This window comes from Rhizobium sp. 11_C7_N12_5 (assembly GCF_051811145.1).
GTDB lineage: Bacteria > Pseudomonadota > Alphaproteobacteria > Rhizobiales > Rhizobiaceae > Rhizobium > Rhizobium lusitanum.
Map to the genome: position 1 here is coordinate 1,047,557 of NZ_JBPWPY010000002.1, position 13,616 is coordinate 1,061,172.

The following is a 13,616-nucleotide window of genomic DNA, read 5'->3' on the forward strand; positions in this document are numbered from 1 at the left end:
CGGGGCGGCCCGACTACAGCAACCGAAGCAACAAAAGAGATCCAAAATGACACGAATTCCAATTCCCGCGACACTCGACGCGGCGCCTGAAGCTTCCAAGCCGACGCTGGAGGCGATCAAGAAGCAGATCGGCGCACTGCCCAACGTGTTCCGCATGATGTCGACCAGCCCCGCCGTGCTGGAAGCTTACGCAGGCCTCAACGGAGCGCTCGGCAAGGGCAAGCTCGACAAAAAGATCCGCGAGCGCATCGCGTTGGCGATCGCTCAGAAGAACCGCTGCGAGTATTGCCTCGCCGCCCACACTTACACCGGCACCCACGTGACCAAGCTCAGTCTCGAGGAGATTGCAGCGGCCCGCCGGGGCGGATCCTCCGAGGGAAGGGCCGACGCCGCGGTGAAGTTCGCGGTCAGGGTTGCAGAAGCCAGAGGCGGTGTTTCCGAACAGGAAGTGGAAGGACTGAAGGCGGCCGGCTTCGATGACGGCGAGCTTCTGGAGATTGTCGCGCACGTCGCGGCGAACACCTTCACGAACTACATGAACGAGGTCTTCATGACCGACGTCGACTTCCCGAAAGTCGAACGCGAAGCCGCCTGAACGAGGCACCTCCCTGGAGGGCGGCAATCCCGCCATCCAGGAATCTGTCATTACATTCGCCTCCCTATTCGCAATAGAACATGCTCTCACGACAGGGTGTGCGAGGGCATGTTTTCGGCGATCGTGGCCTGATTGGGGCAGACCTTACTTGGGGCAGCACGTTCCGCCTGCGATCGCCTTGAGAGCTCGAATCCTATCGGCTATCTCTTCTCCTGCGCCAGGAAGGTGACCGCCTGCTCCGTGATCACATGATGCTTCGGATCCGCCTATTCCAAGAGCACCTTATGCCGGCCGGCCGCAAGACCGACGATAGTTAGCGTCTCGCCGCTCTTATCGATGAAGTGCCATGGAAGATCATCGACCGTCACGTGCACGCATCCGACGCAGGGCGAGACCTGCAGCGCGCCTCCTCCAAAAACGGAGACTATGCAGATGTTCTCCGCCCGATACTGGATGAAGACAAGTCCGTGGGACAATGGCTCGGGCAGCGGCAGATCGACGACAAGCTTCGGCCCCGGCTCGTCTTCAATGGCAATCAGCGGTGAAGGACCCTTGATAGGCCGAGCCGTCTGGCCCGAGGCGCCAGGCGTCGTCATCGCGCGCCCCTTGGCTCGATTGCTTCGATGATCCGTGCGACGGCTCTCAACGCTCCGCCATTTTCTGCCGGAGGGTTGATGAAGTCTAGTTAGTTGTCGTGAGGTACGGTCGGATCTGGTGCGGCAATCGGTGGCATGAATGCTCTCACGCAGTTGGAGCAGGACCGCTCGCCAAAGCGTTCCTGATCGCCTCCAGCAAGTCCGTCGGATTGACAGGTTTCAAGAAGATCCTTAGCGCCCCTGAATTTCTGGCACGGTCGCCGACCGCGAGATCGGAGTGGGCGGTGATAAGAATTGACGGAATCCGTCTAGTCATCCCGGACAGCTTGTCCAGCAAGTCCAGTCCCGAAATACCGCCGAGCTGGATGTCGGTGACCAGGCAAGCCGCGGTCCGCAACTCCGTCGACGCGAGGAATTCTTCGGCCGACGCGAAGGCGGCAACCCGCATGCCGTTGGCGCGCAGCAGCCCTCTGAGCGCGTCACGGACGGGCTCGTCATCCTCGACGCAAACCACTAGGGAGGTCTTCGGCGCATCAACCATCAATCGATCCAATCGCTGTAATCCTATGGCCGGGGTTGAGCGCTCGCAATGCGACTAACGTCTGGAAATATTCTATTAAAACTAGCCTTTAGTAGAGGTGTTCGTCTGCTCTGCCGACTCGAGCAAATCGTAATGGCGCACCAGTTCCGGAAGGGACTGGACATGCATCTTCTGCATCACATTCCCGCGGTGCAGTTTAACTGTCGCCTCGGAAATCCCCAAGGCCGTGGAGATCTGCTTGTTGCGCTGTCCCTCCACCACCCGGATCAGAACTTCCTGCTCACGTTTCGTCAGTGTTTCGAAGTCGGCTCGCGCACTCGCTGCCGCCTCCTCCTTCATCGTCGAGCGGCTGTCCCGTTCCATCGCAGAGTGGACGGCGTCCAGGAGATCCTGCTCGCGCACCGGTTTCGTCAGGAACTCCACCGCGCCTGCCTTCATCGCCCGCACGGCGATCGGAACGTCGGCATGGCCGCTCATGAAGATCACCGGCCTGTGGAAACCACGGGATCGTACCTCTTCGTAGAATTCAATGCCGCTCTGGCCGGGGAGCCGCACGTCCAGGATCATGCAGCCGACAGACCCCAATTGGCCCTTCGTCGAGAACTCGGTCGCCGACGAAAATGCGGTCACGTTGAACTTCATGGACTTCAGCAGACCGACAAGGGACTCGCGTACGCCGACGTCGTCTTCAATGACGACGACCTGCGGGGAAACGTCCTCACGTTGCTTCTGGTTCATTTGCCCCCCTTGCGTACGGCACCGCGAATTTGAACGCCGATCCTCCAGACGCCAGCGACCGTGCCGCCCGCGTCCCACCATGCGACTCGATGATAGACCTGCAGATCGCCAGACCCATGCCGGCCCCCTCCGGCTTGGTCGAAAAGAATGCTTCGAAAATGCGCTCTGATGCAATGGTGTCGAGACCTTTGCCATTGTCCTCGACCCGGACAACCACGGAGTGGGAGCCGCAATCCTCGCTGATCACGTTGATGATCCGGCCATGTTCCTTTCCAGTCATGCGAGACATCGTTCATCGATGCGACTGCTCCGCGATCACATGCCGGGATGCTAATCCTGAGGGCCGAGGAAAGCCAGTTCCGAACGCGTTTCAGCGCTCGGCATCCCGCGTCCGACACCGGTCTGCAGACAACGATGTCTGCGCCCGCACGGCCATCGGTGACGATGCTTGACGGTTTGGAAAACTTTGCTCGGCACGACGCTGTTCCTTCAATGGGTTACTATACTTTGAACCCATCATCGGCCTTTCTTTGGTGGATGGTTATCGAAAGAGTACGATGCCGCGCTACCGCGTCCGCTTTAGTGCGAGTTCCGTCATCGCACGAATTCGAAATATCGTCTGCGGTCGCCTTAATAAATTGGTCCACGCGTTCGCGGGTTCCAAGAAGTCGTCTGGCGTACGGAGCGGCAAGCCAGATAAGTGTAATCTGGAGGGTGAAAATGCGGAAAATAACTGCTTTCTGGATGGTGCCGTCAGGCTTTGCTGTGATCTGCCTATCCCTTGTCGTTGCCCGCGCTGCGAGCGAGAACGCATCGCCGATCTACGGCGTCAGCCTTCCCGAAGGATATCGCGACTGGCGGGTCATAACGGTCGCCCACGAAGCCGGAAAGAACAACGACATCCGCGCGATCTTGGGAAACGACGTCGCGGTGAAGGCTTTTCGCGAAGGCACTCGGCCGTTTCCGGATGGAGCGGTAATCGCTCGCCTGGCATACGTCTACAAATCGTCTCCCGAGAATGACGCCGTATTCCCGGCGCCGCAATCCTTTGTGGCGGGTGACCCGACGAACGTGCAGATCAGTGTGAAAGACTCAAAAAAGTTCGCGGATAGCGGCGGCTGGGGTTATGGGCAGTTCGAAAATGGCGTCGCGAACCAGAGCGAACCGCTTTTGAAATCGTGTTTTGCGTGTCACACCAAACTGGACCGCTCGAAGGATTTTGTGTTTAGCCATTATTCGCCCTGACGGTCGCCGACGATTGCGACGTTGGCTATAATCGCGTCTACGGCTGGCGCGGCGATACGACATGGCGAGTACGAGAGGATATTTGGATAGGTGTAACGCTGGCAAACCGGCGAGCGGTGACGCCTTGCGCGCGCGTTTCAGCCGCGGCATCAGTCTCACTGACCGCCAGCATTCTGAAGCGGATTGGTTGCAAATGCCAGCACCCCGCGCCGCCTCGACAAAGGCTTGATGGGCCATTTCGCGTGTCGTCCTTCCATCCAGCGTTGCTAGACAGACCAGAAGCGCATCGCTGTACGCGCGATCGTTTTCGCCTGGCTATCTATCCCAAAGACAGTCGAGGCCTCAGCGTTGCAGGAGATTGTTCGGTATTGTCCGACCGCATGTAGCTCCAGAACGACGGGCATGTGCCATTGATCGTTGGCCATCGTGGTTCTCCTCCATGCCGTCGAGTTATGAGAGAGGAATTTGTTCCCTCCGGCATGCCCGCGGCTGGTCAAAAACCTTCCGGATCGCGACCGTCCGTATCCTCCAGTTCCTCGACCGTGAACTCGTCGAAGTTGGCCCAAAGCTGCGCCGCCAAAGACTTGAGGCCAGCCGCCCTTTCGGCATCGGCATCGGCCGCGTCGGCACGTGTAGCGATCTCCTGCCTGAGTCCGCCGTACTCTGTCATGGTAGAACCTTATAGTTCAAGCCAATGAATTAGTGTAATGAGAGCGGCAAATCTAGTCAAACTGCTCGCCATGGCCGATCTGCCCGCGAACGGCGTCTGGCACTGGCGGTTCGTCGGCCGGATCGGGATCGACGGTGTTGTCATCCTTAAGAGACTGAGCTGCCTCGCTCAGCGCGACAGCGATCTCCTGAGTGCCCCATCCAGCTTCGTTTGCGGAGGCGATGATCTCTTCCAATACAGCCCTTGCGGCGACCTTCAATTCTTCGAAGCGCTGTCGTGGGTCTTCGGTTGTTGGCGAGGGAAACGGCATGGTCGACTCCTTTCGATGGCGGGGTAACACTTCAGACATCAGACGGTTCCGATAGGCGCCTGGAGGGAAAGATGTCGGTCTCTGTTCTCACCGTCCGGTAGACTGTGAGTCGGAGCCGAGGCTGACCCCTCGTGACGTGAGTCTAAGGCTTTGATCTACAGACAGAAAATGACAATTTGGTGGGGTCATGATCGGCGCCGATGATGACTCCACCCATGCTATGGATTTGCCAGCAAATTCATGTAGTTAATGGTAGTCGGGGCGCGCCCCAAAGTGTGTTTATCACGTTTGTCCAGCATCCGGATCCCACGCGGCTTCATCGAGGATCTCCTATTCCGGTGCGCACCCTCGCGGAATGCCATGTCGGAGCCATCACGGCGCGGGCTTCCAAGAACTATGCGGAATTAGGTAGCAACTGCCACCAGACTTCCTGTCGGTGAAAAAGCAGGCAGAGATCGGTCTTCGCCAACATCGCTTCAATTGGTTCGCAGCTATTGAGCCTTGCGTGATGCCTGCGTCTAATTAGTGTGTTGCAAATACAGCAAATTAGTGCGAGACAAATACGTCTAATTAGTGTTGGCGCAAAGCGCCGGATTAGTGCCGTCGTCGCACCTGTAGGATTTACGAAATGTCAGGACGCCCGCCAAATGACTTGCTTGCCTCATCGCTTCGGGAGCTTCGAGGTGCAACCGAACAAGGGGCTCGATCAGTTCTGAAGAGCGACCTCTTGAGCAGGGTTCATCGCGAGCGTCTCGCCAAGGCGGGATTTGTGGAAGAGATAATGCGCGGGTGGCTCGCGGTTAATTCCCGACCTTCCGATAGGCGTCGGATCGACTCCGAGTGGAGCACCGTCTACTGGGAATTCGTACGGAGCTATCTTGACGATCGCTTCGGAAGCGATTGGTGCTTCTCGCCGGAAACGTCGGTGACTTTGTGGGCCGAAAACTGGTCTGTCGCGCCGCAGATTGTCGTTCGCAGTCCTGCAGCCAATAATCAGGTTCTTCCAATGCCGGGCGGAACGTCCCTTTACTTGTTGCGGGTTCCACAACCCGACCAATCTGTCGTTCACAATGGTGTCCGGGTGCTCACCAAGGAAGAGGCGATCATCAACAGCGCAAAGAATAGCTGGACCGCAATACCGACCGACATGATCGCCGTCATGGGGTCTATTCGCGGTTCTGCATCGCTTCTTCGCGTTCTCCTTTCCGGCGCAAGAAGCACCATGGCCGGAAGGATAGCCGGTGCCCTGCGCCATCTTGGAAGGATCCGCGACGCCGATAGCATCCTGTCAACGATGAGCGCGGCCGGATATGTCGTTCACGAAGACGACCCATTTGACGACAGTGGCCACGCTCTGCTTGACGAACGAAGAGCGGCGACACCTGCGGCCACCCGCATCAAGAATCTGTGGGCGAAAATGAGCCGGGATGCTCTGGACAGCATCGATATAGAAGGCACGCGTTTCAACGACATCGACGCCTACATGGAGGAGATCGAAGAACGATATGTCGCGGATGCGCTGAATTCCCTTTCAATCGAAGGTTATCAGGTGTCGGAAGAACTCATTGAGAGGGTTCAGTCGGGTACCTGGAACCCCGAAGAGCATGCAGGGGATGCCGATGCCCGGAACGCCTTGGCTGCGAAAGGCTACCGCCTCGCGTACGAAGAGGTAAGAAAGGATATCCGGTCGATCCTTGAGGGAGAACCATCGGGACCTCTTCTATCGCACCGACATCAGGACTGGTTCAGGGAGATGTTCCGGCCATCAGTACAAGCTGGCATCATAGAAGCGTACAAGCTCGCGGGTTATAGGAGTCACAATGTGTATCTGCGGGGTTCCTCTCATGTCCCCCTACCACCGCATGCGATAGCTGATGCCATGGACGCTCTGTTCGAGTGCATCGAGGATGAATCCGATCCACGGGCCAAGGCTATTGTTGCCCCTTTCCTCTTCACCTACATTCACCCCTTTCCAGATGGAAATGGACGCTCAGGTCGCTTCCTCATGAACGCACTGCTGGCTGAAGCCGGACTACCTTGGACGGTAGTACCTGTCGATCAACGCGACAGGTATATGTCATGTCTTGAGGAGGCCAGCCAGAACGAGAATATCCGCCCGCTTGCACTCTTTATTGAGGAACTGGCCAAAGCACCACCACCGCCGCCACGCCCACAAACGACAGCATGGGCGAGCAAAAAATATGAGATCTGAACTCGGGCAGGCGAAGCCTCGTTTTCGCGACCAACGCTTCTCGAGTGCGGTTCGAACCGGGCCGCTAGCGAACAAGCACAAGGGCCCCGCAGCCTCGAGAGCCATGTGCCATCGCTGGCCTGCATCGCCTTGCGACAGGTGACGATACGGCCCCTCCCCAGATCCGCGCTCAGGAAGGAAAGCGGATGGCTGCGCAGGGTCAATCCGACATGACCGTGGTCCTCGGCCATCTCGCCATTTCCCAAAATCGAATACAAACGCGCTTGGGCAACCTGGATTTCGCGGAGATTGGGGACCATGGCATCTACCGTTCCGGAGGACCCTATCACGATTGCATGTGACGGTTTGGCCTACTGCAGTAGCCGTAATAGCCTCCTGGTTCAGCATCATCATCCGCACTGCCGCCAAACCGCTGGCGGTCACGCTACATCCCCGCTCCGGAAAATGCGCGTGACTTGAGTTGAGTCAAAGTCAATGAATCCTAACTGCTATAATAAATGCATTACTCCCTGCGTCTCGGCCGCAGCGAGCAGTTGTTCCGCGGACCTGAAGGAGAAGCATGATGGAAATCGAAGATACCAAGGGTGACCTGACCACGCGTAGCGGATTTCACTTTCACGTTCGGGGCGCCGAGCCGAAGGATGAAGCAATTGTCGCTGATTTTTTCAATCATGTGACACCAGAGGACGTCAGATTTCGTTTCCTATCCGGAATGAAATCCGTTTCTCATGAAAGGCTCGTTGAAATGACAAGCGCTGGCGATGCCAAGCGCGTCAACTTCCTTGCCTTTTCACCGGATCAGACTTTGCTGGCGGTGGCAATGCTGGCGGTCGGCAAGGATGCTCAACGCGGAGAGGTCGCGCTGACCATTCGTGAAGACTACAAGCATCAGGGTATAAGTTGGGAAATGCTCGCGCACATCTGCCGCTATGCGGAACGACATAATTTCAAAAGCATCGAATCCATAGAAAGCCGCGAAAACCATGCCGCAATCGAGCTGGAGCGCGACATGGCTTTCCAGGCCCATGACGACAAAGACGATCCTACGATCGTCGTGCTGCGGCGAGATTTTGGATGATGACCGTCGGTGTTCATCATCTAAACATGGTTGATCGCCGTCATTGGTTGGTCGAGACCATATGGCGCTCAGACGGCCGCGGGCTTGCCCCTTTGCCTTGATCCCGGCCAGAGATGACAATGCGATTGTCCACCGTTTCACGACTTGCTTCCGAAGTCACGAGCTGGGACATGTCGCCGGTTGGCCAATTTTGGTGTCGTATCCGTTTTTTCCTTGCATTCGATCGCCGTCGAGAGGTCAAAATCTTGGAGACAAGGCAAAGACATATGGGGTTCCATTCGTAGGAACGATCGGACATGAAGAAGAGCGCCGGCATCCTAATGTATAAAAAGGCGCAGGACGGTATTTTGGTTCTGCTTGTCCATCCAGGCGGCCCATTCTGGCGCAAACGTGATGACGGCGCGTGGTCCATTCCCAAGGGCGAATACGGCGAGGCTGAAGCACCTGAAGCGGCCGCTCGACGGGAATTCGCCGAGGAAACAGGTTCCGCGCCTGAAGGTGCACTGCAGCCTCTTGGCGAATTGCGCCAGAAGAGCGGAAAGACCGTCACCGCCTTTGCCCTTGAGGGGGTATTCGACACATCCTGCTTGCACAGCAATCTGTTTGAAATCGAGTGGCCGCCACGAAGCGGACGCTTCGAGTCCTTCCCCGAGATCGATCGTGCCGAATGGTTCACCCTTTCCGAGGCGGGCCAAAAGATCGTCGGCGGTCAACGTCCCTTCCTGGAACGTCTGGAGAGACTGCATTGCCCGGGCGCGCAAGGTACTGTCAGCCAGACGGACGGCAGGTGATGCCGCATTGTAGCTGCGGCCAACTCCGGGATCGTTGGCCAACATTCTAGCGGTGCTGTTTCCAAGCCTGCAAAAAATTACAACCGTCTTGACCAGGATCAAGGTTTGTCGCCGCCACCCGGTGTCCAGTGTCTCCCATAGATATTTTCGATCCTTGGGAGAAGACGATGACTTCGATCGGCATAAAGCTTGTCACCTCGACCGAGCCGGTGGCGGTTAGCAGGAAATTGCGGCTGGGTTCGTTAACGGCGTTAGTCATCGGCTCGATGATCGGCTCCGGCGTCTTCAGCCTGCCGCAGAACATGGCTGCAGGCGCCGGCCCGTTGGCCATCGCAATCGGCTGGGGGATTACGGCGATCGGCATGCTGGCGCTGGTCTTCGTATATCAGTCCCTGGCCACCCGCAAACCAGACCTTAACGTCGGCCCCTATGCCTATGCAAAAGCCGGGTTCGGTCCATTTATCGGCTTCAACAGTGCATGGGGCTACTGGCTGAGCGCATGGATCGGCAATGTCTCCTATGCGGTTATCGTCTTCAGCGCGCTATCCTATTTCTTTCCGTCCTTCGGCGACGGAAACACCTGGCAGGCCGTGCTTGGTGCGTCCATCTTGCTGTGGTTGATTCATGCTATTGTGCTGGCGGGCATTCGCGAAGCGGCGGTCGTGAACCTTATCGTCACCGTCGCAAAAATCGCACCGATTCTATTATTCATCGGCGTCGGCGTCGTCGCCTTCAAGCTGAACGTCTTCTCGCTCGATTTTACCGGTCTGGGCAACGCAAGCCTCGGCTCGATCACCACGCAGGTCAAGAGCACCATGCTGGTCACGCTCTGGGTGTTCATCGGCATAGAAGGCGCCAGCGTGTTCTCCGCCCGCGCCGAGCGCCGGCGCGACATTGCGACGGCAACGGTCCTTGGCTTTTTCACCTGCCTTGCTTTCTACGCGCTCGTGTCCCTGCTTTCGCTTGGCATTCTGAACCAACCTGAACTTGCCGCCCTGAAAAATCCTTCCATGGCCGGGGTACTTGAGGTGGTGGTCGGTCCCTGGGGTGCGGCTCTCATCAACATCGCGCTTGTCATCTCGGTGATCGGTGCCTTTCTGAGTTGGACGCTTCTGGCAGCCGAGATTCCCTTCGCGGCGGCGAAGGACGGGACCATGCCGAAATTCCTCGCCTCGGAAAGTGAACGGGGCGTCCCATGGGCCTCGCTCCTGATCACCAATCTTCTCGTCCAAGCGTTCCTTGTCGTTACCCTCTACGCCCACAGCACCTATCAGGCGTTGTTTTCCATCGCATCAACGGCGATCCTCGTGCCCTACATCTTCTCGGGCGCCTATGCCGCAAAGCTGGCCATAACCGGAGAAGGCTATGCACCGGACGAACAGCGAACAGCTCCGATGCTGGTCGGGCTTCTTGCAACGCTTTACGGGCTGTGGCTCATCTATGCCGCCGGCCCGGCTTACCTGTTCATGTGTGCGATCCTCTATGCGCCGGGCATTCTGTTCTTTTTTCTTGCGCGTCGAGAAGCGGGGCAAAGACCCTTCCAGCCGTTCGAGGCGCTCCTGGCCGTCGCGCTTGTCGCGGTAGCCTTTCTTGCCGCCTACGAAATGTGGGCCGGCATTGTCAGCCCGTTTTAACAGGGATCAGCGTCATGAATATTCTTGGGGTTCATTCGGAAGTTGGTCGTCTTCGCGAAGTCATGGTTCACCGCCCTGACCTAAGCCTGCAGCGCCTGACACCGGACAATTGCAAGGCCTTGCTTTTCGACGACGTGCTGTGGGTCAAGCGTGCCCGGCAGGAGCACGACATCTTCGTTGATGCCCTGCGCGAACGCGGCGTGGTTGTGCAGTCGTTGGGCGAATTGCTCACGGAAACGATGGCTTTGCCCAAGGCGCGCCGCTGGCTGCTTGATCGCCGCGTCGAATCCGCGGTTGTCGGAGGTGACATGGTCGATGAACTGCGCGGCTGGCTGAACGAGATGCCGGCGGATCGTCTGGCAACCTACCTCGTGGGCGGCATTGCTCGTGCCGAATTGCCATTCGAGCCCCTCGGGCTGACCGGACGCACGCTGGCACCGCAGGATTTCGTGCTACCGCCGCTGCCGAACCAGCTCTTTACCCGCGACAGTTCCTGCTGGATCTATGGTGGCGTTTCGGTCAATGCCATGTATTGGCAGGCGCGACGGCCAGAGGCTGCAAATGTCGAGGCGATCTATCGTTTTCATCCTCGCTTCGACGCCGCCGACTTCACATTCGTCTCGCCTGAGAACCCGGTCACCGGAACCAGTCTTGAAGGTGGGGACGTGATGCCAGTTGGCGACGGGGTCGTCCTGATCGGCATGGGCGAACGCACCACCCCGCAGGCGGTCGGCGCGCTGGCCCGAAGTCTTTTTGCCGCTGGTATCGCAAAACGCATTATCGCGGCGCTGATGCCGCGCGATCGCAGCTTCATGCATCTCGATACCGTGTTTACCTTCTGCGACCGGGATCTGGTGACGATGTATCCCCCCGTCGTCGATCGGTTGCGGAGCTTCTCGCTGCGACCAGGTGATGTCGAAGGTTCGGTGGACACCCGGGAGGAGACATCTCCATTTACGGACGTGGTTGCGCAAGCGCTTGGATTGAAGAGCTTGCGTGTCATTGCGACCGGCGGCGACCGCTACGAAGCCGAGCGCGAGCAGTGGGATGACGGCAACAATGTGATCGCCGTCGAGCCCGGCGTCGTCATCGCCTACGACCGCAACGTCTACACCAATACGCTGCTGCGCCGCGCAGGCGTCGAGGTGATCACCATCGAAGGGGCAGAACTCAGCCGTGGCCGTGGTGGCGGACACTGCATGACATGCCCGATTGATCGCGCCCCCCTTTAGCTACAGAGGAACTTGCCATGCCTATCAATCTCCATGGTCGCAGCGTTCTGTCCCTCGATGATCTGGAAGCCGAGGAGATCCGCCACCTGCTGCGCCTTGCGGCCGATCTCAAGGTCGCAAAACTAGGCGGATACGAGGTGCCGCGCCTGACGCGAAAGAATATCGCACTTATCTTCGAAAAGGATTCGACCCGCACCCGAACCGGGTTCGAGGTGGCAGCCTATGATCAGGGTGCACACGTCACCTACATGGGTCCCACCGGCAGTCATATCGGCCACAAGGAATCGATGAAAGATACCGCGCGTGTTCTCGGCCGCATTTATGATGCCATCGAATATCGCGGTTTCGCGCAGAGTGCGGTCGAGACCCTGAAAACCTATTCCGGCGTGCCGGTCTATAATGGGCTCACCGATGTTTCTCATCCGACGCAAATTCTCGCGGATCTCATGACGATGCGCGAATTCACCCACAAGCACCTGTCGGACATGGTCGTGACCTTCCTTGGCGACGGGCGCGACAATGTGGCGATGTCGCTGGCGCTCGGCGCTGCCAAGGTCGGAATCGATTTTCGTCTCGTGTCGCCGACGGCCCTGTGGCCGGACCAAGCTTTTGTCGATCATGTGAAGTCGCAAGCCTGGAAAAGCGGTGGCAAGTTCGCTTTGATGGAACATGTCGGCTCCGGAGTGCTGGGTGCCGATTTTATCTACACGGATGTCTGGCTTTCAATGGGCGAGAATGAATCGGCTTGGGCGGAGCGCATCCGGCTTCTTTCTCCCTTCCGGGTCACCGCCCAGGTGATGGAGGCGACCGAAAATCCCTATGTGAAATTCATGCATTGTCTTCCGGCGTTTCACAACACCGAGACGGAAGTCGGTGCCCGCATCGCCAAGGAATACGGCATCGATTGCATGGAGGTGACGGACCAGGTTTTCGAGTCCCACGCCTCCATTGTCTTCGATCAGGCCGAAAACAGAATGCATACGATCAAGGCGCTGCTCGTTGCGACGATCGGAAGCTGAGATGTTGATCGTCGCAGCATTGGGAGGAAACGCGCTTTTGCGTCGCGGAGAGCCGATGACGGCTGAACACCAGCGGGCGAATGTCCGGCTTGCCGTCGCTGCCTTGGCCGAACTCATCCTTGCCGGTCACTCTCTGGTCATCACCCATGGCAACGGCCCTCAGGTTGGGCTCCTTGCCTTGCAGGCAGAAGCCTCCAACGGCAATGGTATTCCGTTGGATGTTCTCGGTGCCGAAACAGAGGGGATGATCGGCTATATGATCGAACAGGAGCTCGGAAATGTCCTGAAGAACCATCCAATTGCAACCTTGCTGACGATGGCACGGGTGGAGGCAGGCGATCCCGCCTTTTCACATCCGACCAAGTTCATCGGCCCGGTTTACGACGCGCCGACCGCCCGCCGGCTTGGCAGAGAGCGCGGCTGGAGAATCGCGCCCGACGGTGAAAGCTGGCGGCGTGTCGTCGCGTCGCCAAAACCCTTGGCAATCATCGAGGCCAAAACCATCGCCTTGCTTGTCAATCACGGCGTGACCGTCATCTGCACCGGTGGCGGCGGCATTCCTGTGATCGAACAGGCGGACGGCGGACTTACCGGGATCGAGGCCGTCATCGATAAGGATGCCGCCAGTGCGCTCCTGGCGCGACAGCTGAATGCCGACATGTTGCTTCTTCTAACTGATGTCGACGCAGTCTATCTGGATTACGGGACACCGAAGGCTCGAAGCTTGGGTCGTATTGCTCCGGAGATGTTATCCGCCGCGAGGTTTCCACCAGGCTCGATGGCGCCGAAAGTCGCTGCCGCAATCCAGTTTGCAGTGGAAATGGACAGACCGGCTGGCATCGGCAAGCTCGAGGACGCCAGCGCTATCGTCCGCGGCGAAAAGGGAACCTTGTTCGATCCGCATCTGTCGGCAAATGCCCGATCGGCTCGCTGACTTGGCCATGATGTTAAAGGG

The 13,616-nt window shown here is 58.1% G+C and carries 14 protein-coding genes and 2 pseudogenes; 9 read left to right on the forward strand and 7 right to left on the reverse strand.

Annotated elements, in window-relative coordinates; all coding sequences use genetic code 11:
* The first annotated feature begins 46 nt into the window (after positions 1–46).
* Entirely contained in the window at positions 47–595 is a 549-nt protein-coding gene (locus AB8B29_RS23890; protein WP_439006731.1) for a carboxymuconolactone decarboxylase family protein, read from the forward strand.
* A gap of 269 nt (positions 596–864) precedes the next feature.
* Here AB8B29_RS23890 and AB8B29_RS23895 read toward each other — a convergent pair.
* The 4 genes and pseudogenes from AB8B29_RS23895 to AB8B29_RS23910 form a co-directional block, all read right to left on the reverse strand.
* A pseudogene (locus AB8B29_RS23895) lies at positions 865–1,407 on the reverse strand (DUF6130 family protein); the annotation flags it as partial.
* Positions 1,337–1,732 carry a response regulator transcription factor gene (locus AB8B29_RS23900; RefSeq protein WP_037200746.1) on the reverse strand — a complete coding sequence of 132 codons (396 nt, stop codon included), beginning with the start codon at positions 1,730–1,732 and terminating at the stop codon, positions 1,337–1,339. The gene AB8B29_RS23900 and the pseudogene AB8B29_RS23895, both read right to left, overlap by 71 nt.
* Before the next feature lie 81 nt (positions 1,733–1,813).
* Positions 1,814–2,470: a response regulator transcription factor gene (locus AB8B29_RS23905; protein WP_439006732.1), complete on the reverse strand. Its 657-nt coding sequence runs from the start codon at positions 2,468–2,470 to the stop codon at positions 1,814–1,816.
* Positions 2,451–2,750: a sensor histidine kinase gene (locus AB8B29_RS23910; RefSeq protein ID WP_037200748.1), complete on the reverse strand. Its 300-nt coding sequence runs from the start codon at positions 2,748–2,750 to the stop codon at positions 2,451–2,453. Before AB8B29_RS23910 ends, AB8B29_RS23905 begins: the two co-directional genes overlap by 20 nt.
* Positions 2,751–3,190: 440 nt before the next feature.
* Between AB8B29_RS23910 and AB8B29_RS23915 the strand changes: the two genes are divergently transcribed.
* Positions 3,191–3,715 (forward strand): cytochrome P460 family protein, encoded by a 525-nt coding sequence (locus AB8B29_RS23915; protein ID WP_080760666.1) that lies wholly within the window; start codon positions 3,191–3,193, stop codon positions 3,713–3,715.
* A gap of 204 nt (positions 3,716–3,919) precedes the next feature.
* On the opposite strand, the pseudogene AB8B29_RS23920 reads toward AB8B29_RS23915, so the two are convergent.
* From AB8B29_RS23920 to AB8B29_RS23930, 3 genes and pseudogenes are all read right to left on the reverse strand, one after another.
* A pseudogene (locus AB8B29_RS23920) lies at positions 3,920–4,018 on the reverse strand (DUF982 domain-containing protein); the annotation flags it as partial.
* Positions 4,019–4,208: 190 nt separating this feature from the next.
* A complete protein-coding gene (locus tag AB8B29_RS23925) occupies positions 4,209–4,385 on the reverse strand; it encodes a hypothetical protein (protein WP_168772616.1) in 177 nt (58 codons plus the stop codon).
* Between the two features lie 52 nt (positions 4,386–4,437).
* Positions 4,438–4,695, reverse strand: coding sequence for a hypothetical protein (locus AB8B29_RS23930; RefSeq protein WP_047561957.1), 258 nt, complete (start codon positions 4,693–4,695; stop codon positions 4,438–4,440).
* Positions 4,696–5,422: 727 nt separating this feature from the next.
* Here AB8B29_RS23930 and AB8B29_RS23935 point away from each other — a divergent pair.
* The 7 genes from AB8B29_RS23935 (at position 5,423) to arcC (ending at position 13,595) form a co-directional block, all read left to right on the forward strand.
* Positions 5,423–6,907 (forward strand): Fic family protein, encoded by a 1,485-nt coding sequence (locus tag AB8B29_RS23935; protein ID WP_439006733.1) that lies wholly within the window; start codon positions 5,423–5,425, stop codon positions 6,905–6,907.
* 559 nt (positions 6,908–7,466) lie between these two features.
* Complete coding sequence (locus AB8B29_RS23940; protein WP_439006734.1) at positions 7,467–7,985, forward strand: GNAT family N-acetyltransferase; 519 nt, start codon at positions 7,467–7,469, stop codon at positions 7,983–7,985.
* Positions 7,986–8,281: 296 nt separating this feature from the next.
* The gene (locus tag AB8B29_RS23945; RefSeq protein WP_047561961.1) at positions 8,282–8,776 is read left to right on the forward strand and encodes an NUDIX domain-containing protein; all 495 of its coding nucleotides are present in this window, start codon (positions 8,282–8,284) and stop codon (positions 8,774–8,776) included.
* 167 nt (positions 8,777–8,943) lie between these two features.
* A complete protein-coding gene (gene arcD, locus AB8B29_RS23950; RefSeq protein ID WP_173412287.1) occupies positions 8,944–10,410 on the forward strand; it encodes an arginine-ornithine antiporter in 1,467 nt (488 codons plus the stop codon).
* Positions 10,411–10,424: 14 nt separating this feature from the next.
* On the forward strand, positions 10,425–11,642 hold the full coding sequence (locus AB8B29_RS23955) for an arginine deiminase (RefSeq protein WP_173412286.1): 1,218 nt from the start codon (positions 10,425–10,427) through the stop codon (positions 11,640–11,642).
* 17 nt (positions 11,643–11,659) lie between these two features.
* A complete protein-coding gene (gene argF, locus AB8B29_RS23960) occupies positions 11,660–12,661 on the forward strand; it encodes an ornithine carbamoyltransferase (RefSeq protein WP_112441815.1) in 1,002 nt (333 codons plus the stop codon).
* Between the two features lies 1 nt (position 12,662).
* Complete coding sequence (gene arcC / locus AB8B29_RS23965; protein WP_112441825.1) at positions 12,663–13,595, forward strand: carbamate kinase; 933 nt, start codon at positions 12,663–12,665, stop codon at positions 13,593–13,595.
* The last annotated feature ends 21 nt before the right edge of the window (positions 13,596–13,616 follow it).

Coding starts and splice junctions, on each gene's coding strand:
- AB8B29_RS23890 (WP_439006731.1), top strand. CDS start 47: ATGACACGAATTCCAATTCCCGCGACACTCGACGCGGCGCCTGAAGCT.
- AB8B29_RS23900 (WP_037200746.1), bottom strand. CDS start 1,732: ATGGTTGATGCGCCGAAGACCTCCCTAGTGGTTTGCGTCGAGGATGAC.
- AB8B29_RS23905 (WP_439006732.1), bottom strand. CDS start 2,470: ATGAACCAGAAGCAACGTGAGGACGTTTCCCCGCAGGTCGTCGTCATT.
- AB8B29_RS23910 (WP_037200748.1), bottom strand. CDS start 2,750: ATGACTGGAAAGGAACATGGCCGGATCATCAACGTGATCAGCGAGGAT.
- AB8B29_RS23915 (WP_080760666.1), top strand. CDS start 3,191: ATGCGGAAAATAACTGCTTTCTGGATGGTGCCGTCAGGCTTTGCTGTG.
- AB8B29_RS23925 (WP_168772616.1), bottom strand. CDS start 4,385: ATGACAGAGTACGGCGGACTCAGGCAGGAGATCGCTACACGTGCCGAC.
- AB8B29_RS23930 (WP_047561957.1), bottom strand. CDS start 4,695: ATGCCGTTTCCCTCGCCAACAACCGAAGACCCACGACAGCGCTTCGAA.
- AB8B29_RS23940 (WP_439006734.1), top strand. CDS start 7,467: ATGATGGAAATCGAAGATACCAAGGGTGACCTGACCACGCGTAGCGGA.
- AB8B29_RS23945 (WP_047561961.1), top strand. CDS start 8,282: ATGAAGAAGAGCGCCGGCATCCTAATGTATAAAAAGGCGCAGGACGGT.
- arcD (WP_173412287.1), top strand. CDS start 8,944: ATGACTTCGATCGGCATAAAGCTTGTCACCTCGACCGAGCCGGTGGCG.
- AB8B29_RS23955 (WP_173412286.1), top strand. CDS start 10,425: ATGAATATTCTTGGGGTTCATTCGGAAGTTGGTCGTCTTCGCGAAGTC.
- argF (WP_112441815.1), top strand. CDS start 11,660: ATGCCTATCAATCTCCATGGTCGCAGCGTTCTGTCCCTCGATGATCTG.
- arcC (WP_112441825.1), top strand. CDS start 12,663: ATGTTGATCGTCGCAGCATTGGGAGGAAACGCGCTTTTGCGTCGCGGA.